At 63.3% G+C, this 22,049-nt stretch carries 17 protein-coding genes; 3 read left to right on the forward strand and 14 right to left on the reverse strand.

From position 1 onward, the window contains the following. Positions 1–106: 106 nt before the first annotated feature. Positions 107–1,420, reverse strand: a complete 1,314-nt coding sequence (locus ACQR1E_RS12680) for a cation diffusion facilitator family transporter (protein ID WP_434897101.1) — start codon at positions 1,418–1,420, stop codon at positions 107–109. Between ACQR1E_RS12680 and ACQR1E_RS12685 the strand changes: the two genes are divergently transcribed. Next, positions 1,401–1,529 carry a hypothetical protein gene (locus ACQR1E_RS12685; protein WP_315716165.1) on the forward strand — a complete coding sequence of 43 codons (129 nt, stop codon included), beginning with the start codon at positions 1,401–1,403 and terminating at the stop codon, positions 1,527–1,529. The genes ACQR1E_RS12680 and ACQR1E_RS12685 overlap by 20 nt on opposite strands. A gap of 74 nt (positions 1,530–1,603) precedes the next feature. Here the strand turns inward: ACQR1E_RS12685 and ACQR1E_RS12690 are convergent, their stop codons facing one another. The 8 genes from ACQR1E_RS12690 to ACQR1E_RS12725 all read right to left on the reverse strand — a co-directional run bounded on the left by ACQR1E_RS12690 (position 1,604) and on the right by ACQR1E_RS12725 (position 9,984). After that, positions 1,604–2,572 carry a zinc-binding dehydrogenase gene (locus ACQR1E_RS12690; protein ID WP_434897102.1) on the reverse strand — a complete coding sequence of 323 codons (969 nt, stop codon included), beginning with the start codon at positions 2,570–2,572 and terminating at the stop codon, positions 1,604–1,606. Between the two features lie 137 nt (positions 2,573–2,709). Then, positions 2,710–3,129, reverse strand: a complete 420-nt coding sequence (locus ACQR1E_RS12695; RefSeq protein ID WP_015665845.1) for a CBS domain-containing protein — start codon at positions 3,127–3,129, stop codon at positions 2,710–2,712. A 227-nt stretch (positions 3,130–3,356) separates the two neighbouring features. After that, the gene (oxlT, locus tag ACQR1E_RS12700; RefSeq protein ID WP_315716168.1) at positions 3,357–4,676 is read right to left on the reverse strand and encodes an oxalate/formate MFS antiporter; all 1,320 of its coding nucleotides are present in this window, start codon (positions 4,674–4,676) and stop codon (positions 3,357–3,359) included. Positions 4,677–4,919: 243 nt separating this feature from the next. Beyond that, positions 4,920–6,206, reverse strand: a complete 1,287-nt coding sequence (gene oxlT, locus ACQR1E_RS12705) for an oxalate/formate MFS antiporter (protein ID WP_315716169.1) — start codon at positions 6,204–6,206, stop codon at positions 4,920–4,922. A gap of 208 nt (positions 6,207–6,414) precedes the next feature. After that, on the reverse strand, positions 6,415–7,914 hold the full coding sequence (locus ACQR1E_RS12710) for a tripartite tricarboxylate transporter permease (RefSeq protein ID WP_315716170.1): 1,500 nt from the start codon (positions 7,912–7,914) through the stop codon (positions 6,415–6,417). A 41-nt stretch (positions 7,915–7,955) separates the two neighbouring features. Further along, positions 7,956–8,450: a tripartite tricarboxylate transporter TctB family protein gene (locus tag ACQR1E_RS12715; RefSeq protein ID WP_316184521.1), complete on the reverse strand. Its 495-nt coding sequence runs from the start codon at positions 8,448–8,450 to the stop codon at positions 7,956–7,958. A 9-nt stretch (positions 8,451–8,459) separates the two neighbouring features. Next, positions 8,460–9,458, reverse strand: a complete 999-nt coding sequence (locus ACQR1E_RS12720; RefSeq protein WP_434897103.1) for a Bug family tripartite tricarboxylate transporter substrate binding protein — start codon at positions 9,456–9,458, stop codon at positions 8,460–8,462. Between the two features lie 388 nt (positions 9,459–9,846). Beyond that, positions 9,847–9,984, reverse strand: coding sequence for a hypothetical protein (locus ACQR1E_RS12725; protein ID WP_315716173.1), 138 nt, complete (start codon positions 9,982–9,984; stop codon positions 9,847–9,849). A gap of 482 nt (positions 9,985–10,466) precedes the next feature. On the opposite strand from ACQR1E_RS12725, the gene ACQR1E_RS12730 reads away from it, so the two are divergent. Then, positions 10,467–10,943, forward strand: a complete 477-nt coding sequence (locus ACQR1E_RS12730; protein ID WP_315753028.1) for a peptidoglycan-binding domain-containing protein — start codon at positions 10,467–10,469, stop codon at positions 10,941–10,943. Positions 10,944–11,249: 306 nt separating this feature from the next. Here the strand turns inward: ACQR1E_RS12730 and ACQR1E_RS12735 are convergent, their stop codons facing one another. The 5 genes from ACQR1E_RS12735 to ACQR1E_RS12755 form a co-directional block, all read right to left on the reverse strand. Further along, positions 11,250–13,046 carry a sensor histidine kinase gene (locus tag ACQR1E_RS12735; RefSeq protein WP_316175931.1) on the reverse strand — a complete coding sequence of 599 codons (1,797 nt, stop codon included), beginning with the start codon at positions 13,044–13,046 and terminating at the stop codon, positions 11,250–11,252. 424 nt (positions 13,047–13,470) lie between these two features. Continuing rightward, the gene (locus ACQR1E_RS12740; RefSeq protein WP_315716201.1) at positions 13,471–14,910 is read right to left on the reverse strand and encodes an IS1182 family transposase; all 1,440 of its coding nucleotides are present in this window, start codon (positions 14,908–14,910) and stop codon (positions 13,471–13,473) included. Between the two features lie 841 nt (positions 14,911–15,751). Then, positions 15,752–17,029 (reverse strand): formyl-CoA transferase, encoded by a 1,278-nt coding sequence (gene frc, locus ACQR1E_RS12745; RefSeq protein ID WP_315718405.1) that lies wholly within the window; start codon positions 17,027–17,029, stop codon positions 15,752–15,754. A gap of 66 nt (positions 17,030–17,095) precedes the next feature. Beyond that, positions 17,096–18,829 carry an oxalyl-CoA decarboxylase gene (gene oxc / locus ACQR1E_RS12750; protein ID WP_434897104.1) on the reverse strand — a complete coding sequence of 578 codons (1,734 nt, stop codon included), beginning with the start codon at positions 18,827–18,829 and terminating at the stop codon, positions 17,096–17,098. Between the two features lie 61 nt (positions 18,830–18,890). Beyond that, on the reverse strand, positions 18,891–19,622 hold the full coding sequence (locus tag ACQR1E_RS12755) for a GntR family transcriptional regulator (RefSeq protein WP_315718407.1): 732 nt from the start codon (positions 19,620–19,622) through the stop codon (positions 18,891–18,893). Positions 19,623–19,810: 188 nt separating this feature from the next. On the opposite strand from ACQR1E_RS12755, the gene ACQR1E_RS12760 reads away from it, so the two are divergent. Then, complete coding sequence (locus tag ACQR1E_RS12760; protein WP_316171122.1) at positions 19,811–21,952, forward strand: acetate--CoA ligase family protein; 2,142 nt, start codon at positions 19,811–19,813, stop codon at positions 21,950–21,952. The last annotated feature ends 97 nt before the right edge of the window (positions 21,953–22,049 follow it).

A 22,049-nucleotide genomic window follows, 5' to 3' on the forward strand; every position in this document is an offset into this window, starting at 1 on the left:
GTCAACGATTTGGCAAAAGCTAATAAATCTTATCCAATGCGGAATTGCCATGGCGAAAAGCCGGCAGAGTGAGTCCGAAGCGGGAACGCAGCATGACGTTCAGGCTTCAGCCGTGCGGCGGCTCGGCGTGACTGATGACGCGCTTGACGCTCGGGAAGGCGCGACGCACCCCGCGCTCGATGTGGTCGACATTGTCGTGCACCTTCAGCACGCTCATCGACGGCGCCGCGCGGCAGTGGAAGTTGACGATCTCGCCGGCCTCGGTGTTGCGGACGCGGACATTGTGCACGTCGTACATGTCGGTCTCGGCGGCGAGACGCTGCAGGGCTGCGGCGATCTCGGCGATCCGCTGCACCGGCGCGTCGACGCCGAATGGCAGCTCGGGTTCGAGCGGCTCGATATGGGTGTCGACCTCGACGTCGGCGCCGAATTCGTCGCGGATGCTGCGTTCCAGCTCGTGCGCGATCGCATGCGCCGCGAACAGGCTCATGTCGCCGTCGACCTCGAGGTCGATCGCGACGATCAGGCGGCCGCCGACGTCGTGGACGGTGACGTGATGGATCGCGAGGCCGGAATTGCGCGCGATCACCATGATGCGCTCGCGCACGCTCTCGTTGCTGAGCGCGACCGGCACCGTCGTGAAGGTGACGTCGGCGCCAGACAGGCTGGCATCGACCGCGGCCTGCGCATCGCGCTTGATCTCGTGCACGCGGTCGATCGGGTAGGTGCGCGGCACCTGCACCGTGGCGTCGACAAAATGCGTTGCGCCGACGAGCCGGACCCGCAGCCGCTCGACATCGACGACGCCGTTGATCGAACGGATCGCGGCGCGCGCCTTTTCGGCCGCGCCCTCTGGTGCACGGTCGAGCAGTGTTTCTACGGTGGAGCGCGCCAGCCGCAGGCCGAGCACCGAGATCATCAGGGCGACCGCGACCGCGGCGGCGGAATCCCCCCACCAGAATCCGAACGCGGTGAGGACCAGGCCGGCGATGACGGCAATCGAGCCGAGCACGTCGGAGGCGAAATGCAGCGCGTCGGCGGCGAGCGCCTGGCTGTGGGTCTCGTGCGCGGCGCGGTGCAGCGCGCGGGCGCGCCAGAAGTTGACGGCGATGTCGACCAGCAGCACCACGAACGGAATCGCCGACAGCGACGGCGGCGGCGCCGCCTCGCGCAGCCGGCTGACGGATTCCACCAGCACGCCGCCGGCCAGCACGTAGAGCAGGGCGATGACGCCGAGCGCCGACAGGCTCTCCAGCTTGCCATGGCCGTAATGATGCTCGTCGTCGGCCGGCCGGTCCGATACCCGAACCACCATCCAGGTGATCACGGTGGCGACGACGTCGACGGCGCTGTGCAGGGCCTCGGAGACGAGCGCGAGGCTGCCGATCAGGACGCCGACGATGAACTTCGCCGCGGCCATGCTGGCGCTCGCCGCGATCGAGATCGCGGCGACACGGGTTTTCCCGGAATCGACATGGGAGGCGGCGTCTCTCATGGCGGCGGATGTAGCAGCCGAGGCCGCACCATGAAAGCCGGGATCGCGCGGTCCATGTGCGTGGACCGCGCGCTGTTTCGAGTGCTTCTAAATCTCAGAAGGTTGCGTTCACAAGGTCACCACGATCTTGCCGAGATGCTTGTTCGCCTCCATGTGCGCGAACGCCGCGCCAATGTCGTCGAAGGCGAAGACGCGGTCGATCGGCAGCCGCAGCGTGCGCTGCTCGACCGCGCCCCAGATGTCCTTCTTCACCTCGTCGAAGATCGTACGGATCTCCTCGATCGAACGGGTGCGGAAGGTGACGCCGACATAGGTGATGCGGCGCGCCGCGTGCAGGTCGAAGTTGAAGTCGGCATGGGTGCCGCCGAGCCGGCCGACATTGACGATGCGGCCGAGGACCTTGGTCGCGGCGAGGTTCTGATTGGCGACCTTGCCGGACACCTGGTCGATGATCAGATCGACGCCCTCGCTGTTGGTCGCCTGCAGCACCTGATCGACCCAGGCGGGATCGCTGGAGTCGATGGCGAGATCGGCGCCGAACTCCTTGAGCCGTCCGCGGCGCATCGCATCGGTCGAGGAGCCCACCACCAGCGAGGCGCCCTTGAGCTTGGCGATCTGCATCGCCATCAGGCCGACGCCGGAGCTCGCGCCCTGCACCAGCACGCGCTGGCCCGGCTGCAATGCGCCGTTGCTGACGACGGCATTGTGCATCGTGGTCAGCGCGATCGGGAGCGTGGCGGCCTCGTCGAAGTTCATGTTCGACGGCGCTTGGAACAGGCGGCCTTGGTCGGCAAGGGTGTATTCGGCGAACGCCGCGCTGCCCGAGCCCATGACCTTGTCGCCGATCTTGACGCCCCTGGCGTCGGGACCGAGCTCGGCGACCTCGCCGGCCCATTCCATGCCGAGCACAGTGCCGACGCCGCCGGCGGCGCCATGCACATGCCCCTTTGTCATGCCGAGGTCGGCGCGATTGAGGCCGCAGGCGCGCACGCGCACCAGGACCTGCGTGCCCTTCGGCGCGGGCTTTGCGATATCGGTGATCGCGGCGCCCTGGGCGCCGTAGACATAGGCTTTCATCGCAAGGAATCCTGTCGGGTCAGCATGAGCGGCGATCTTACTGTGCCGCTCCTCTCTGCGCACCGCCTAACAGGCGGCGCGCTGCTCCGACAAGACTCTCTCAGTCATGAACCGGTTCCGCGGACCGGCTGTACGCGTCAGGCGGCGACCGGAGCTTCCGCTTCGTCGAAGGCGCTGGAGACGTCGCGCATGCTGATGACGCCGGCGAGCGCGAAGTCGACGATGACCGGGAGGTGGCGGATGTGATGCACGTTCATCAGATGCCGCACGTGCTCGAGCGTGTCCTCAGTGCTGCAGGAGATCAGCCGCTGCGGCGAGATCAACTGCGAGACCTTCATGGTGACGCCGGCGGCGCCGTGCTCGGCGATGGCGCGCACCACGTCGCGCTCGGTGAACATGCCGGCGGCGGTGTTGCCTTCCGTGCGGACGACGTCCTTCACGACGAGGGCGCTGACATTGCTGGCGCGCATCAACTGCGCCGCGACGCCGACGGTCTCATTCATTCGCACCGTGATCACGCGCGCCGTCTTGTTGCGCAGGATGTCTCCGACTTTCATGGCACCCTCCCGTTTGTTGTCTTGAACAGAAGGAAGTCTGGTATACGTTATGCCAGAAGTCAATTGGGATCTTGATGTTTTCTGGGCAGATGCCTGGAAAATAAGGTCAGCGATGCTGTCAAATGTATGCTCGGATTGGCATCTGGCATGCACGGCGCGCCAAAAGAAAAAAGAAAAGGAGGCGCATCGGGATGCGCCTCCTGCAGTCGCGGGAAGAAGCGGGTGATTTACGCCGTGGTGCGAACGTCTTGCGCCGCAGGCTGGGTGACCGCCGCCTCCTTGCCGAGGATGAAGGCGCGGCGCAGCGGCTTGATCACGAACAGCGCCATCAGCGCCGCCGTCGCGTTCAGCGCAACGCCGATCACGAACACGGCCTGCCAGCCATACTTGGCGGAGACGAGGCTCGCGAGCGGGACCAGGAGCGAGGCGGTGCCCTTCGCGGTGTAGAGCATGCCGTTGTTGGTCGCGGCATATTTGCTGCCGAACGTATCGCCCGAGGTCGCCGGGAACAGGCTGTAGATCTCGCCGAACACGCCGAAATAGACCGCGGTCGCGAGCACGAACACGATCGGGTTGTGGCCGTAATTCGCCAGCGTCAGCAGCATCAAAGCGGCGGTGCCAAAGGCGATGAACATGGTGTGCTCGCGGCCGATCGTATCCGAGATCCAGCCGAACACCGGACGGCCGAAGCCGTCGAAGATGCGGTCGAGCGAGATCGCAAACGTCAGCGCTGCCATCTGGAAGCCGGCGAGCGACACCGGCTCGTTGGCGATCTTGAAGTCGTGCGCGATCGGGGCGATCTGGGCGGCGGTCATCAGGCCGCCGGAGGCCACCATCACGAACACCAGATACATGATCCAGAAGATCGGCGTGCGCAGCACCTGCGGCGGCGTGTAGTCGATCTTGCTCTGCGGCAGGTTGAGCTGCTTCTTGCGCGCAGGCGCGGCGTGGGTCGGCGGCCGCAGGAAGATCGCGAGCACGAACACGATCAGGCCCTGGCCGATGCCGAAGGTGAAGAAGGCGCTCTGATAGCCGCTCGAGGCGATCATGCTGGCGATCGGCACGACGGTGAGCGCGGCGCCCGCGCCGAAGCCGGCCGCGGTGGCGCCGGCGGCGAGGCCGCGGCGGTCGGGAAACCATTTCAGCGCATTGCCGACGCAGGTGCCGTAGACCGCACCGGCGCCGATGCCGCCGATGACGGCGCCGGCGTAGAGCAGGGTGAGCGAGTCGGCGTAGGAGTTCAGCACCCATGCCAGCGAGATCATGACGGCGCCGAACATGATGACGAGGCGCGGGCCGTATTTGTCGACGAACCAGGCCTCGACCGGCACGAGCCAGGTTTCGGTGACGACGAAGATCGTGAAGGCCAGCTGGATCGCCGTGCGACCCCAGTGAAACTTCGCGTCGATCGGATCGACGAACAGTGTCCAGCCATATTGCAGGTTGGCGATCATCGCCATGCAGATGATGCCCATCGCGAGCTGGAGCCAGCGGAAGCCGCTGGACTGTGCCTGGACAGGCGGTGTCGCCTCTGTGCTGGAAACCATGTGTCCTCCCTAACGCGCTCTCTTGGAGGATGCCGCTGCGAGCGCGCTCCTCGTCTGCGCACGAAGTCATTCTGGTATAATATATTCCAGTCTGCAATATGGCCTGCGACACAGGGTGCGACATGTTGCTTTGCAACGAGAGCGAAATCGTCCGCCAAGCAAAAGAAAACGCTCGGCAAAATGCCGAGCGTCGTCAATCTGGAAGCGTCCTTTTTTATTTTTGTTGCAGCGCGAAGGGGCGCGTCAGAGCGTCGATTTCTGCACCACGACCCTCCGCCAGGGCTTGAGCACCGCGATCGCGAGGATCGATGCCAGGATGTTGGCGCCGGCCGCGATGATGAAGACGCGGTCCCAATTGCCTGATGACTGCTGCATGTAGTTCGCGATCGGCACCAGCAGCGCTGCCGTGCCCTTGGCTGTGTACAGCAGGCCGGCATTGGTGGTGGCGAACTTGGTGCCGAACGTGTCGGTGCAGGTCGAGGGGAACAGCGAGTAGATCTCGCCCCAGGCGAAGAACACGAAGCCGGACAGGATCACGAACCACACCGGATCGTGGCCGAGCATGTACAGCGCCCAGATGCCGATGCCTTCCATGCCGAAGGCGATGAACATCGTGTTCTCGCGGCCGATCATGTCCGAGATCCAGCCGAAGAACGGACGCGTCAGGCCGTTCAGAACGCGGTCGATGGTCGCTGCGAACGTCACCGCCGTCATGGTCATGCCGATCAGCGTCACCGGAATGTTGTCGACCTTCCAGTCGCCGGCGATCGGCTTGAGGTTGGCCGTCACCATCAGGCCGCCGGCGCCGACGATCACGAACATGAAGTACATCAGCCAGAAGATCGGCTGACGGATCACTTCGGTCGGGTTGTAGTTGCGGCGGCTCTGGACGAGGTTGGTGTTCTGAGTGACCGCGGGCACCTGGCCTTCCTTGGGCGCGAACAGGAAGAAGGCGAGGATGACGATGATGATGCCCTGGCCGAGACCGAAATACAGGAAGGTGGTCTGGAAGCCGGAGTCGCGGATCATGGCCTGGATCGGCGCGACGGTGAGCGCCGAGCCGGCGCCGAAGCCGGCCGCGGTGATGCCGGCCGCGAGGCCGCGCTTGTCGGGAAACCATTTCAGCGCGTTGCCGACGCAGGTGCCGTAGACGCCGCCGGCGCCGATGCCCGCGATGATCATGCCGAGATAGTAGCCGTTGAGCGAGGTGGCGTAGGCGTTGATCATCCAGCCGATCGCGCAGAGCACGCCGCCGACGAGCACGACGATGCGCGGGCCGTATTTGTCGACGAACCAGCCCTCGACCGGCACGAGCCAGGTTTCGAACAGCACGAACAGGGTGAAGGCCCACTGGATCGACGCGCGATCCCAGCCGAAGGTCTTGGCGATATCCGGGACGAAGAAGGTCCAGCCATATTGATAGTTGGCGATCATCACCATCGCCAGGACGCCAACCGCGAGTTGCGTCCAGCGATAGGCGTCGCTTACTCTTGCAGATGCGGGCGCCCCCGCGTGAGCCAAGTCCGTCATGTTTCCTCCAGGCTGTCTATTCTTGTCCTAACAGCTATGCGGAGTTTGGTATATGATATGCCAATAAACAAGCGGATTCATCGAGCCCGTGCCCGCTGCTAGGCCAGCGATCGATGAAAAAAGCCTGCAGAAGCAAGGCAAATCGCTGCAGCGACAATACGACGCAGCAGAGGATATTTGTAGTTCAACTATCGGAGCAAGGGCGAGTTTATGCGGCGAGCGCCCGCAACCGGTTGTAGCCCTGCTGGATCGCCGACCAGAACAGCGCGATCAACCCGAGCGCCATGATGGTGCCGACCAGCCCGTTGGAGAAGAAGATCGCGAGCGATCCCTGGGATCCCAGTAGTGACTGCCGGAAGGCCTCCTCGGCCTTGTCGCCGAGCACGATGGCGAGCACCAGCGGCGCGAGCGGATAGCCGCACTTCTTGAACAGATAGCCGAGCACGCCGAACACCAGCATCAGCACCACGTCGAACGTGCTCGAGTGCACCGAATAGGCGCCGATGGCACAGAGCACGAGGATGAGCGGTGCGATGATGCTGAAGGGAATGCGCAGGATCGCCGCGAAGACCGGGACGCAGGTCAGCACGACGAGCAGGCCGGCGAGGTTGCCGAGATACATCGAGGCGATCAGGCCCCAGACGAATTCCTTCTGCTCGACGAACAGCATCGGGCCCGGCTGCAGGCCCCAGATCAAGAGGCCGCCGAGCAGCACTGCGGCCGTGGGGGAGCCGGGCACGCCGAGCGACAGCATCGGCAGCAGCGCCGCCGTGCCTGCCGCATGGGCTGCCGTCTCCGGAGCGACGACGCCTTCGATCTCGCCATGGCCGAAATTCTTGCCGCGCTTGGAAAGGCGCTTGGCGATGCCGTAGCTCATGAACGAAGCCGGCGTGGCGCCGGCGGGGGTGATGCCCATCCAGCAGCCGATCAGGCAGGAGCGCAGCGACGTGACCCAATAGGCCGGCATCTCCTTCCAGGTGTGCAGCACGACACGCAGATTGATCTGCGCATTGCCGCCGCGGAAACTCAGGCCTTCCTCCATCGTCAGCAGGATCTCGCCGATGCCGAACAGCCCGATCACGGCGATCAGGAAGTCGAAGCCGTTGAGCAGTTCAGTGACGCCGAAGGTGAGGCGGAGCTGGCCGGTGATGGAATCCAGGCCGACAGCCGCGAGCGCGAAGCCGATCATCATCGCCGCGATCGTCTTGAAGGGCGGCTCCTTGCTCAGGCCGACGAAGCTGCAGAAGGCGAGAAAATAGACGGCGAATTTCTCGGCCGGGCCGAACTGAAGCGCGAAGCCAGCGACCAGCGGCGCGATCAGCGTGATCATGATGACCGCGAACAGCGCGCCGACGAAGGACGAGGTGAACGCTGCCGTGAGCGCCTCGCCCGCCTTGCCCTGCTGCGCCATCGGGTAGCCGTCGAAGGTGGTGGCGACCGACCATGGTTCGCCGGGGATGTTGAACAGGATCGAGGTGATGGCGCCGCCGAACAGCGCGCCCCAGTAGATGCAGGACAGCATGATGATCGCCGAGGTCGGCGGCATGCTGAAGGTCAGCGGCAGCAGGATCGCGACGCCGTTGGCGCCGCCCAGTCCCGGCAGCACGCCGATGATCACGCCGAGCACGATGCCGAGGATCATCACCATGATGTTGAACGGTTGGAGGGCGACTGCGAAGCCGTGAAACAGATTGGCGAGTTCTTCCATGCCAGCTTGGTCCTGCAACCCTCAGCGGATGAGTTTTCTTGTTAGAGCCCGAGCCGATCCTCGATCGGCCCCTTGGGGAGGGGGACCATGAACCAGCGCTCGAAGATCAGATAGGTCACGACCGGCATGCCGATCGCGACCGCTGCCACCGTGAGCCAGCCATATTTGCCGAGCCACCGCATGAACCAGGCGATGAAGATCATGGACGCGAGGTAGAGGCCAATGAAGGGCAGGGCGCCGACATAGATCGCCGTCGGCACCACCACGCTCATGACCTGGCGGAGCTGGCCCCATTCGGCGAAGACACGGCCGTCGTCCTCGCGCAGCGTGTTGCGGACATTCATCGCGCTGGCCGCGACGATGAGCAGGCCGACATAGAACGGAAAGAATCCCGCCCGCGGCCCCTCAGCGCCCCAATTGATTCCCGCCTTCACGCTGCCGATGATCACGATGATCCCGAACAGCGCGATGGCGAGCGTGACGCCGGCCTCGACCGCCTTGTGGCTGGGGCCGGCCGATCCATCGTGACTTCTCATGCGAGCCGCTCAGTTCGAGGCCAGGAAGCCGGCTTCCTTCATCAGGAGCTCGTGCCGCTTCTCTTCGGTCTCGACCCACTTCGCGTAGTCCGCACCGGTCATGAAGGTGGTGTTGAAGGCGCCGGTCTTCATGAAGTCCTGCCATTCCGGCGTCTCTCGCACCTTCCTGAACAGGTCGACGTAGTATTCGATCTGGTCCTTGGTGGCCCGCGGCGACATGAAGATGCCGCGCAGCATCAGATATTCGATGTCGAGCCCCTGAGACTTGCAGGTCGGGATGTCCTTCCAGGCCTTGCCGTCGGTGATCGGCTCGTCAAAGCCCATCGGCTTGTCGTCGAACACGCAGAGCGGCCTGACCTTGCCGCCGCGCCACTGCGCCACCGCCTCGATCGGATTGTTGACGGTGGAATCGATGTGGTTGCCCACCAGTTGCACGGCCACTTCGCCGCCGCCCTTGTAGGGGATGTAGGTGAACTTCGCGCCGGTCGCCTTCTCCATGGCTACCGTGATGATCTGGTCTTCCTGCTTCGAGCCGGTGCCGCCCATCTTGAGGGTGCCGCCGGCCTGCTTGACCGCATCGACGTAGTCCTTGGCGGTGGTGTAGGGCTTCTCGGCATTGACCCAGAGCACGAACTCGTCGAGCGCCAGCATCGCGACGGGAGTGAGGTCCTTCCAGTTGAACGGAATGCCGGTCGCGAGCGGCGTCGTGAACAGGTTCGACAGCGTGATGATGATCTTGTGGGGATTGCCGGCCGACGCCTTGACGTCGAGGAAGCCTTCGCCGCCGGCGCCACCGGACTTGTTGATCACGACCAGCGGCTGCTTCATCAGGTTGTGCTTGGTGACGATGCCCTGGATCGTCCGGGCCATCTGATCGGCACCGCCGCCGGTGCCAGCCGGAACGATGAACTCGACCGGCCGGACAGGCTCCCATCCCGCCAGAGCCGGGATATGCCCTGCCATCAGGGCGATGCCAGCCATAACGGCCACGCGCACGGAACGCTTCATCGACGCTTTCTCCCCTTCATTCCCGAGAGCGCACGGCTTCTTCCGGCCGCTGTGCCCAATCGAACCACCGACCTGTCGAGCCCGCCGGTGTCATCCCCACCGTGACCAGCTTCAGGCCGTCGCCAGCCCCGGACTTCCTTGCCATGCCATGCAGCCAAAAGTTGTATTGGCAGCCGGGATCAGGCAGCAAGAGGAGCATCCGCAGCAAATCGACCGATTTGATTTTGGTATGAAGAGGTGACCGACCGCAATTGAGGAGATCGGGTGGGACGCCCACGGGGCCAATATGTCGCAGGTCGCGTGGGGGTCGCAAAAGCAAAAGCCCCGGAGATCCGGGGCTCTTGGTTGGGCTTCGAGGGCTGCCTGCGCGCGCGAAGCGCGCCGAGCCTCAGAGGCCGAAATAGGGCAGGTCGCCGTTGCGGTTGGCGGCGCGGGCGCTGGTCATCAGCACGCGGTCGAGGGTCGCCAGCAGGCGGCCGAACAGCGACACGGGCTGGACGAGGGGGAGGGCGACGGTCTTGGCCATGGTTTGTCTCCTTCAGTGAGGCGGTATGACGTTCTGACTGACGAGAATTTACGTATACCAGATGCCAGATACAACGGATTATATTGCATGGCGGTATGAGCATTTTGCGATGCAGCAGGAATGTGACGATTTGGATTTTCAATCGAAATTTGGCTCCTCATGCAGAAAGAGCCGCCCAATGGGGGGCTCAGAACAGTTAAAAGGTAATTAGATACGCATTCGCGGCTATGCGACGGCTTGCCTGCCGCGGCTGGCTCGCCCACGACGATCCGGGATCGCGGCCACTGCTGGACACCTCCCAGGTGCGCTCCGATCGCGTGCTCCGCGTGCAACGCGAGGGAACAATGGCGCGGGGCCAGGGAACCGTGCCGCCCGGGCCGCAGTTACCCTGCAATCGCACGGAGCGGCATGACCGGATGTTGATCGTTCAGTTCGGCGCGCTGTATCTCTTCTAGAAACGTATCATCGGCGAAGGAAAGGCCATGCGCGCCTTGATCCTGGCACTGTCCCTCCTAGCGATCGCCGGAAGCGCGCAGGTCGCTCACGCTGGTCTGAGCAGCACACCTCGTGAAGCGTCGGCACCCGCCGATACCGTGATCGCTGCCCAGGACGCCAATCAGCAGGCCGAGAACCAGATCGGCCTCACCAAGGCGAAGCGTCGCGCGGTGCAACGAGGGCTGACCAGGCTCGGGTTCGGCACCAAGATCAACGGGACGTTCGACGAACAGACCCGCGCCGCCCTCGCCCATTGGCAGGAGGAGCGCGGCTACCCCACGACCGGCTTCCTCAATGCCGCCCAGCACAAGGTCCTGATGGACGCGGCCGCCGAGGCTGCCAAATCCGACCGCCAAGCCCGTCGCAGCACGGGACGCGCGCGACATCAGCGCAATGTCGGAGGTCCCATCGGCGCGATCGGCGGTGCGATGCACCGCGTGGTGGGCGGAATTTTCGGCAGGTAAGCGTTCAACCTCGAAAGAGCTGGAGGACGGCCATCGCAACCTGGCACGTTGTAGGACGGTTGTGACCACGATGCGCCGGGCGAACTCATGTTACCAGAGCATGCGCATGGCGGCGTGGATGTCGGGGGATGAAGCAGATCGGATCAACTTGCTTTGACCACTACGAGTCCTCCCACCCCTTGCGGGATGCGGCCTGGCCGGCCGCCGGATACGAAGAGGCTGTCGCATCTTCGGCAGATGTCTGCTGTGGCTCTCAACGACACCGTCGCAATCAATGACCTCTGGGCCCGAAATGGGCCAAGCACGTCACTTCACGTCGCCCAGGTCGGCGGCCTGGCCGAGCCGAGAGTCACCGCTATCAGTCGTTGCGTCGTTGCGCGCACGCGGCAGATAGATCGTGACCGTGGTTCCCTTGCGGAGCTCACTCTCGATCACCGCGACACCGCCGCATTGTTTGGCAAATCTATAAACGCTGGCGAGACCGAGCCCGGTGCCTTTGCCCGGCTCTTTGGTCGTGAACAAGGGCTCGAATGCAACCGCGAGGATTTCAGGCGGCATGCCCGAGCCCGTGTCGGAAACCGCGACTGCCACGTAATCGCCCGAGAGATTGTCGTGCTCGCCGTGCAGCGTCCTATTCATCGTCGATATTTGCACGGTGCCTTCCGCGGTCATGGCATCGCGCGCATTGACGACCAGGTTGATGATCGCCATCTCCAGTTGGGTTGCGTCGCCGCGTACGGGCCAAGCCTCCGATGCGAGGTTGAAGATCAGCTTGCCGATTGTGCCCAGCGACTGCTCCAGCACTCCCTCCATGGCAAGGATCGCCTGATTGATGTCGATGATCGTCACTGCCGACGGCTCTTGGCGTGCGAAGGCCATAAGGGAGCGGACGAGCTGCTGGCCCCGTTTGGCACTAGCCAGGGCATTATTGATACGCAATCGCGAGCGGGGATCATCGATCCGCTCCTCGAGCATATCCAAGTTTCCTAGGATCGGGGTGAGCAGATTTCCGAAATCGTGGGCGATGGTGGCGGCCATCTGGCCAATCGCTTCCAGCTTCTGTGATCGCCGGAGCGACTCCTCGATTTGCGCTTTTTGGTGCTGCGCCTCGTCGCGCTCGACCTCGCGCTGGTTGATCAATTGGGAAGCCGTTGTCAGAGCGTGACCTAGCTCGTTCACCTCCCGAATTTCGACCGTCGGGACATCAATCTTCCTGGACAGTCCCAGCGCAAGCGCCGGGGTCGTCATCGCGCGGATCGAGCGGACGATTCGCCTGCTGATACTTGCCGCCAACAACGCACCGAGCAACAGCACGAGGACCGCGGTAGCGCTCTGGATCATCAGTGCCCATCGCAGATTCGTCGTATAGACGCTCTTGGGAACGCCGAATGCGATCATCCAGCCCGTGATCGACGACCGGTGGTATCCGCCGATGACTGCGATACCTTCCAGCGTCGGGGTCTCGTATATGCCCTCCTGCGCCCTCGACGTCTGGCGTTGGAATTCAGGCGTTCCCTGCTGGCCGATGAACAGTTCCGGATCTTTGGTCCGGGCGACGATAGTCCCGCCGGTGTCGAGGATCGCCACGATCCAGCCCTCCGGTATCTTCTGCCGCTCCAAGATTACGGCAACATTCGCGGGAAGAATGCCCATCACAAGCGCATACGCGACCTTCCCGTCCCGAAACACGGGCACACCGACGGCGATTTGAGGCTGTCTCGATGTGGCTCCGATATAAAAATCGGAAATCGCAGGTCGGCCGGACTCGAAGATGGTGCGGACCAGGCCTGGGATGCTGGTTCTGGGCAACGGCTGACCGTAGGGGACCATCGTGCTGACCAGGAGTTGTCCGGCCGCGTCCGCGATGACAATTACATTGCCTGTCAGCCACTGCAGCAGTTCGCGCGAGTGCTCATGAAAGGCGGCAAGATCACCGGACTGCAGGTAGGGTGACTTTGCAAGCACCCGCAAGCTCGACTGGACGCTGAGCAGCTCGCGGTCGACCGCCTGCATCAGCGCGCGTGTTGTGGCCACGGTATTGCGTTCTGCATTGTCGCGTGCCGCAATATACGAGTCGGTGATCAGGTAGCCGGCGACCAGCATTGCCGGAACCGTGCAGACCACGAGGAGCAACCCCAACCAGAACCGAATGGATCGACCACGGTTTTCGACAGGAGGTACGCGCCTGGACATGAACTCTTCACCGATAGAGTTTTGGAAAGAACCTCGCGACAGCCCACCATGCAAAACCCTATGAGCCTAAGGCGGGTTCTATTTGATTTGAGTCAAACGCCTACGATGAGAACGCGGGCCAACGCCCCGCCTCCAGGTATGGGATCGGGAATTTTCGCAGCCTCATGCCTGCCCTCAATCTGAGGGAAGACCATCGTGTCGGTTCAAAGCAGAACTCTGGAAGGGGCCTTCGCTACTACAATGTGGGATGCTAGCGAAATGTCTCAGATGGGTCTTGGTCGTGTAAAAACGGCCTTGCGGACGTCCGTCCTGACCACGAGGACGCGGGCGTTTCTCAGGCTGTGATTGCCGCGATCAACGGCTTGACCCCGACGATGTTCATGACCCGTGTGAGGTTGTACGCCAGAACCGATAGGGCCATCTCGGCGGCTACTTTTGGGAGCGATTTAGTGAGGAAGTGCGTCGCTCCCATACGGGCCTTCATCGTGCCGAACGGATGTTCGACCGTCTCGCGCCGCTGGCGCATCGCTTCCGGGTTTGCGTCAAGGCGCTGCTGCACTGCCTCAAGCAGATGCTCGTGCTCCCACCGTGTAATCCGCCGCTCCGGCCCCGGCGTGCACTGGGATTTGAGCGAACAGGTTTGACAGGCTGTGGTCCAGTAGCGCCGCAACACCTTGCCGTCTTCTTCGTTTGTATAGCGATACGGTAATCGCTCTCCAGCTGGGCAGCGATAGGCATCCTGTTCTGGCAAATAGACAAAGTCCTGCTTACCGAAGCGTCCCTCCGACTTAGCATTTGACGTCTGCGGCTTGGGCAGCGTCACCGTGATTCCGGCCTCGTGGCACGCGAGGATCTCTGGGCTATTGAAGTAGCCGCGATCGGCTACAGCGTCGAGCGTCTCGCTCTTGAGAACGGCCTTTGCCTGTTTGGCCATGTTAGCAAGTTGGGCGCGATCTGAACCGCTGTTCGTGACCTCGTGCGTCACAATCAGATGGTGCTCGGTGTCCACGGCGACCTGTACATTGTAGCCGACAACGCCGGAGCCGCGGCCGCTCGTTGCCATCGAGCGGCTGTCGGGATCGGTCAGAGAGATTTGCTGATCGGACGACGCAAGCATCTGCTTCTCATACGCGGCAAGCTTGCCCATTTCCTCCTTCAGCTTCGTGAGCTTCTCGGCAAGTCTCGTCACCTTCGCAGCCAGCGCCTCTGTCGGCTCCTGGCGGTCGGCCGTGTCAAGTTGGCTCAGATAACGCGCGACGCTCTCCTCCAGCTGAGCACGCCGCCGTTGGACCTTTGCCCGTGTGAAGTTCTTGTCTCGGTTGTTCACGGCTTTGAACTTGCTGCCATCGATGGCGACGCTCGCCGTCGCCAGAAGGCCCATCCCACGGCAGAGTTCGACAAAGCGCGCACAGACCATGCGAAGCGCCAGGCCGTTGTCTTTACGGAAGTCGGCGATGGTCTTGTGATCAGGCGCGAGCCGACCCAGCAGCCACATCACCTCGAGATTGCGGCCGGCCTCCCGTTCGAGCCGCCGGCTCGACTGCACCCGGTTCAGATAGCCGTAGATGTAAAGCTTCAGGAGAACCGAGGGGTGGTACGACGGCCGACCGGTGGCTGCCGGCTCCACCCCTTCAAAACCCATCTCAGACAAATCGAGCGCTTCGACAAATGCGTCGATCACGCGAACGGGGTTGCTCTCGTCAATGAAATCATCGAGGCATTCAGGCAACAGCGTCCATTGCCCACGATCCGCCTCTTCAACGAAGCGCCTCATCGATTCCCCCAAAAGAATCACTGGAGAATCATAACAGCCGCGCAGCGTTTTCACACAGCCAGGGTCCTAAGCCGTCGAATTCTCTACGACTGGGACAGGCGTCATCCAGACGCTCGCGTCGACATTGCAAATTTATCTAGCTAAGATCGACAACTATTGTTGTCCTCAGCTGGTCGATCGAACTGGAAGCGTTGGACGTTGGAGCCGGATATGGACGTCCCGAAAAGGCGCCTCATTTGGGACCTTGTGCAAGGAGGCCTCTCGGAGGAATCCTTCATCGCGCAATTCGGCGCAAATCCGCGAACTACGCCCGAGATCGTTCGCGTCGAGCTTGAGGAGAGTTTGACAGAGAGGTCGACCGATAACCTCAGATTTGCGTTTGCCGGTCACCATTGACTGCCTGTATCGGACGGCGTTGCGCAAGCATGATTATCTCGCCTACAACGACAACGAATCCCTGGCAATCAAGTGCATCTGGGCGCTGCATGATATCGGTACGCCCGAGGCAGCCGAGAAACTCCAACGTTTATCGCAGTCTGATTTGTCAGCGCGCGTGCGCGAGAAAGCTCTCAAGCGACTATCGGCGCTGGCGGTGACGCGACCCGGTGCCAGCTTATCGCCGCGCAAGAGACCAAAAGGTTCGGCCCGACTGGGATTTGGGTGGATCTCAGCGCGACAAGTAGGGCAGCGGGCGATATCCTTCGCAGAAGCGTGCCAAGGAGACGTCAAGTCTCGGTGGGCGGGAATCAAAAAGCCGCCGGGCGATGCCGGCGGCTTGATGTCGGTGGGAGGTAGGTGCTGCGGCGCTCGCGCCGCTCCTGCCTTGGTGCTGCGTTGCCGCTTACTCAGCAGCTTCCTTGCGCGGCGGATCGAGTGCGCCGGAGTCGTGGATCTCGGCGACCTGGTGGTCGCTGAAGCCCAGCACCTGGCGCAGGATCTCGTCGGTGTGCTCGCCGAGCAGGGGCGAGCGCGTGACGTCGGCCGGGCTGTCCGACAGCTTGATCGGGTTGCCGACCGAGAGATACTTGCCGCGGGTCGGGTGGTCGACCTCGACCAGCGTGCCGGTCTTGCGCAGCGACTCGTCCTCGGCGATCTCCTTCATCGACAGGATCGGGCCGCAGGGGATGTCGAACTCGTTCAAGATGTCCATGGCCTCGAACTTGGTCTTGGTCATGGTCCACTGCTCGATCCGGCCGAAGATCTCGTTCAGGCGCGGCAGGCGGGCAGCGGGCTTGGCGTAGTTCGGGTCGGTCTTCCAGGTCGGCTCGCCGATCACGTCGCAGATCTTCTCCCAGACCGGGGCCTGGGTGATGAAGTAGATGTAGGCGTTCGGGTCGGTTTCCCAGCCCTTGCACTTCAGGATGCGACCGGGCTGGCCGCCGCCGGAATCATTGCCGGCGCGCGGCACGGCGTCGCCGAACGGCACGCCCTCGCCGAACTGGCTGTATTCCTTCAGCGGGCCGTGCTCGAGGCGCTGCTGGTCGCGCAGCTTGACGCGGCAGAGGTTCAAGACCCCGTCCTGCATCGCGGCGGTGACGCGCTGGCCACGGCCGGTGTGGGTGCGCTGATAGAGCGCGGTGACGATGCCGAGGGCGAGGTGCAGGCCGGTGCCGGAATCGCCGATCTGCGCGCCGGTCACGAGCGGCAGGCCGTCACGGAAGCCGGTGGTCGAGGCGGCGCCGCCGGTGCACTGCGCGACGTTCTCATAGACCTTGCAGTCCTCGTAGGGACCAGGGCCGAAGCCCTTGATCGAGGCGACGATCATCTTCGGGTTGATCGCCTGGATCTTCTCCCAGGGGAAGCCCATGCGATCGAGCACGCCGGGGCCGAAATTCTCGACCAGCACGTCGCACTTCTTGATCAGCTCGGTCAGAACCTCCTTGCCCTTGGGGTTCTTGGTGTCGAGCGTGATCGACCGCTTGTTGTGGTTCAGCATCGTGAAATAGAGGCTGTCCACGTTGGGAATGTCCTGAAGCTGGCCGCGGGTGATGTCACCCACGCCCGGCCGCTCGACCTTGATCACGTCGGCGCCGAACCAGGCCAGCAGCTGCGTGCAGGTCGGTCCGGACTGGACGTGGGTGAAATCGAGAATGCGAACGCCCTCGAGCGCCTTGGTCATGTCTTGCTCTCCGTAACGATTGGTCATCCCGCGACAGCGGGCATCTGATGTCCTTGCGGGTGGCCTTTACTTCTTCTTCGTCAGCACGCTCTGCGGATTGAGGTTGCCGATACGGCCGCTCTCGGATCCCGCAGCAGGATCGATCACGGCGTTGATCAAGGTCGGCTTGCCGGAATCCATCGCTTCGTTGACGGCGCGCTTCAGCTCGTCTGGCGAGGTCGCGTTGACGCCAACGCCGCCGAAGGCCTCCATCATCTTGTCATAGCGCGCGCCCTTGACGAACACGGTGGTCGCCGGGTCGTCGCCCGCCGAGTTCTGATCGGTGCCGCGATAGATGCCGTCGTTGTTGAAGATAACGACGCAGATCGGAAGATTGTAGCGACAGATCGTCTCGACCTCCATGCCGGAGAAGCCGAAGGCGCTGTCGCCCTCGATCGCCAGCACCGGCTTACCGGTCTCGACCGCGGCGGCGATCGCCGAGCCCATGCCGATGCCCATCACGCCCCAGGTGCCGACGTCGAGCCGCTTGCGCGGCTGATACATGTCGATGACGCCGCGGGCGAGGTCGAGCGTGTTGGCGCCCTCGTTGACCAGGATCGCGTCGGGACGCTCCTTGATGATGGTGCGGAGCACGCCGAGCGCGCCGTGATAGTCCATCGGCGAGTTGTTGTTCATCAGCCGCGGCGCCATCTTGGCGACGTTGTCCTCGCGCTTCTTCTGCACCGCGCTCAGCCACTCGACCGAAGCCTTGGGCCAGTTGCTGCCCATCGCCTCGCTGAAAGCCGTGACGACCGAGCCGATGTCGCCGACCACGGGGGCCGCGATCTCGACGTTGGAGTCCATCTCCTTCGGCTCGATGTCGACCTGGATGAACTTCTTCGGCTGTTCGCCCCAGCTCTTGCCCTTGCCGTGCGACAACAGCCAGTTGAGGCGGGCGCCGATCAGCATGACGACGTCGGAGTCCTTCAGCACGGTCGAGCGCGCCGCGCCGGCGCACTGCGGATGCAGGTCGGGCAGCAGGCCCTTGGCCATGCTCATCGGCAGGAACGGCACGCCGCTCTTCTCGACGAAGGTCTTGATCGCCTCGTCGGCCTGCGCGTAGGCCGCGCCCTTGCCGAGGATGATCAGCGGGCGTTTCGCGTTCTTCAACAGATCGAGCGCGCGCTTCACCGAGTCGGGCGAGGGGATCTGCGCCGGGGCCGGATCGATCACCTTGACCAGCGAGGCCGCGCCGGCTTGCGCGTTCATCACCTGGCCGAACAGCTTTGCCGGCAGGTCGAGATAGACGCCGCCCGGACGGCCCGAGACGGCGGCGCGGATCGCGCGGGCGAAGCCGATGCCGATGTCCTGCGCGTGCAGCACGCGGAACGCCGCCTTGCACAGCGGCTTGGCGATCGCGAGCTGATCCATCTCTTCATAGTCGCCCTGCTGCAGGTCGACGATCTCGCGCTCCGAGGAGCCCGAGACCAGGATCATCGGGAAGCAGTTCGTCGTCGCATGCGCGAGCGCAGTGAGTCCGTTGAGAAAGCCGGGAGCGGAGACGGTGAGGCAGACGCCCGGCTTCCTGGTGAGGAAGCCGGCGATCGCGGCGGCGTAGCCGGCGTTCTGCTCGTGACGGAAGGAGAGCACGCGGATGCCTTCAGCCTGCGCCATGCGACCGAGATCGGTGATCGGAATGCCCGGCACGTTGTAGATCGTGTCGATCCCGTTCAGCTTCATCGCGTCGATGACGAGATGAAAACCGTCCGTGAGCTCCTCGTGCGTGTCCGGTGCCTCGGTCTTAACAGCAGTCTGCGCCATGCGCCTCTCTCCCTGGTCGTCTACGAAGGCGCTTTGCGGCGTCTTCTTCTGTTTGAACCTGTCAGCTGAATAGTTCCTGGCCGTGCGTCTCGACATAGGTCGCGAGGCCCAGCGTGTGATCACGGGCGCGCTTTTCGGCGAGCTCGGTGTTGCGTTCCTCCAGCGCCTCGATGATCGCGAGATGCTCGGGCAGGGAGGCCGCGATACGATCGGTGCGCCCGATCGTGAGCTGGCGATAGCCGCGCACGTGCAGCAGGATGTCGTTGGTCATGTCGACCAACACGGGCGATTCCGACAGCGAGATCAGCGCCTGATGAAACGCGATGTTCGCCTTCGAATATTCCTCGACGTGCTCCTGCGGCGGGCGGTCCTTGCCGAAGTCCTTGAAGTAGTCGCGCAGCGCCGAGATGTCCTTCTTGCGCGCGATCGTCGTGATCAGCCGCGCCGCCATGCTCTCAAGCGCCGCCCAGGCGCGGATCATGTCGACGATCTCGCTCTTGGTCCGGCGCACCACGACGATGCCACGGCGCGGCACGGTCTTCACGAAGCCGTCCTGCTCCAGCATCGCGATCGCTTCGCGAATGGGCGTGCGGCTGACACCGAGGCGCTCGGAGAGAGCGCGCTCGTCGAGCATGACAGGCTCGGGCGAGGCGTAGATGTCCATCTTCAGAATGGCTTCTTTCAAGGCCTCATAGGCCTTATTCTTGAAGCTCGTCTCCGGGGCGATGCGAGCGATCGCGATGTCGGCCTCGGCCATGATGGGCAATGCCTTGTTCGTTTTTTCTGTAGACAAGACCGTCTCCTCTCCTTGGGAGATGCTTGTTTACAGCATTTTGCGTTCAAGTTTTTTGGCATACCAGATGCCAGGATGTCAAGCTGCGAGCTTTTTCAGCGTGTCCACATCTTCGTTGCGCTTGACAAAGTTTGCGTCTGGCATACCAAATGCCATAAACGACCAGCAATCTCCAGGAGGAAGCCCCGATGTCTGACGCCATCCCGAATGCCAAGGCCACGATCCGAGACGTTCTCGATCGTGTGAAGGCGGATAAACGCACCAGCCTCACCGCGCCCGAAGGCAAGATCGTGTGCGACGCCTACGGCATTCCGGTGCCGAAGGAGGGCCTGGCGAAGTCCGCGGCCGAAGCGGCCAAGCTCGCGGGCGACATGGGTTTTCCGGTCGTGATGAAGATCGTCTCGCCGGACATTCTGCATAAGACGGAAGCCGGCGGCGTCATTGTCGGCGTCAAGACTGCCGACGATGCGAAGACAGCGTATGAGACCATTCTCGCGAATGCGAAGAAGTACAAGGCCGACGCCAAGATCGAAGGCATCCAGGTGCAGCAGATGCTGACCGGCGGTACCGAGGTGATCGTCGGTTCGATCACCGACGGTTCGTTCGGCAAGCTGGTGGCCTTCGGCCTCGGCGGCGTGCTGGTCGAGGTGCTGAAGGATGTGACATTCCGCCTCGCTCCCGCGACCAAGGACGATGCCCTGTCGATGCTCGACGGCATCCAAGCCCACGAAATGTTGAAGGGCGTGCGCGGCGGCGATGCCGTGAGCCGCGAGGCGCTGGCGGACGTCATCGTCAAGGTGTCGAAGCTGGTCAGCGATTTCCCTGAAATCGTCGAGCTCGACCTCAATCCGGTGTTCGCGACCAAGACCGGCGCGATTGCGGCCGACGTCCGCATCGTCGTCGATTTCGACTACAAGCCCCGTCCGGCGCCGCGCTCGAACGAGGAAATCGTCACCGCGATGAACCGCATCATGAAGCCCCAGGCGGTCGCCGTGATCGGCGCCTCCGCCGAGGACGGCAAGATCGGCAACTCCGTGATGAAGAACCTGATCAACGGCGGCTACAAGGGCCAGATCTACCCGATCCACCCGAAGGCCTCCGAGATCCTCGGCTACAAGGCCTACAAGAGCGTCAAGGACGTGCCCGGCGTGATCGACACGGCGGTGTTCGCGATCCCCGCCAAGTTCGTCGCCGGCGCGCTGACCGAATGCGGCGAGAAGCAGATCCCCGGCGCGGTGCTGATTCCCTCGGGCTTTGCCGAAGCCAACGAGCCGGAGCTGCAGGCTGAGATCGTCGAGATCGGCAAGAAGTACAATGTCCGCCTGATGGGGCCGAACATCTACGGCTTCTACTACACGCCGGCCAATCTCTGCGCGACCTTCTGCACCGCCTACGACGTCAAGGGCCACGCGGCGCTGTCGTCGCAGTCGGGCGGCATCGGCATGGCGATCATCGGTTTTTCGCGCTCGGCGAAAATGGGTGTGTCTGCCATCGTCGGCCTCGGCAACAAGTCCGATATCGACGAGGACGATCTGCTCGCCTTCTTCGAGCAGGACCCCAACACCAACCTGATCGCGCAGCACTGCGAGGACCTCAAGGACGGCCGCGCCTTTGCGGAAGCCGCCAAGCGCGTCTCCAAGAAGAAGCCGGTCATCGTGCTCAAGGCCGGCCGCACCTCGGCCGGCGCCAAGGCCGCCTCGTCGCACACCGGCGCGCTCGCCGGCAACGACAAGATCTACGAGGACGTGCTGAAGCAGTCCGGCGTCATCCGCGCCCGCTCGCTGCGCCAGCTGCTCGAGTTTGCCCGTGGCGTGCCGGTGCTGCCGACGCCCAAGGGTGAGAACGTCCTCATCATCACCGGCGCCGGCGGCTCGGGCGTGCTGCTGTCCGACGCCGTCGTCGACAACGGCCTATCGCTGATGACCATGCCGGCCGACCTCGATGCCGCCTTCCGCAAGTTCATCCCGCCGTTCGGTGCCGCCGGCAACCCGGTCGACATCACCGGCGGCGAGCCGCCGATCACCTATGTGAACACGGTCAAGCTCGGCCTGTCGGACGACCGCATCCACGCGCTGATCCTCGGCTACTGGCACACGATCGTGACCCCGCCGATGGTGTTCGCCCGCAACATGGTCGAGGTGAAGAAGGAGATGGAGGCCAAGGGCTTCGTCAAGCCGATCGTCGCCTCGCTCGCCGGCGACGTCGAGGTCGAGGAGGCCGCCGAATATCTCTACCAGAACGGCATCCCGGCCTATGCCTATTCGACCGAGCTGCCGGTCGAGGTGCTCGGCGCCAAGTACAAGTGGGCGCGCGGCGCGGGCCTGCTCTAAGTCAAATCGATGCGAATGCCGCTCCGGCGTCTCGCCGGGGCGGCACTTTCTTTGATAGCGTGACGAAGCAAGATCCGTCCGTCCGGCAACGGCGCCG

The organism is Bradyrhizobium sp. HKCCYLRH1030, assembly GCF_051168395.1.
Classification (GTDB): Bacteria; Pseudomonadota; Alphaproteobacteria; order Rhizobiales; family Xanthobacteraceae; genus Bradyrhizobium.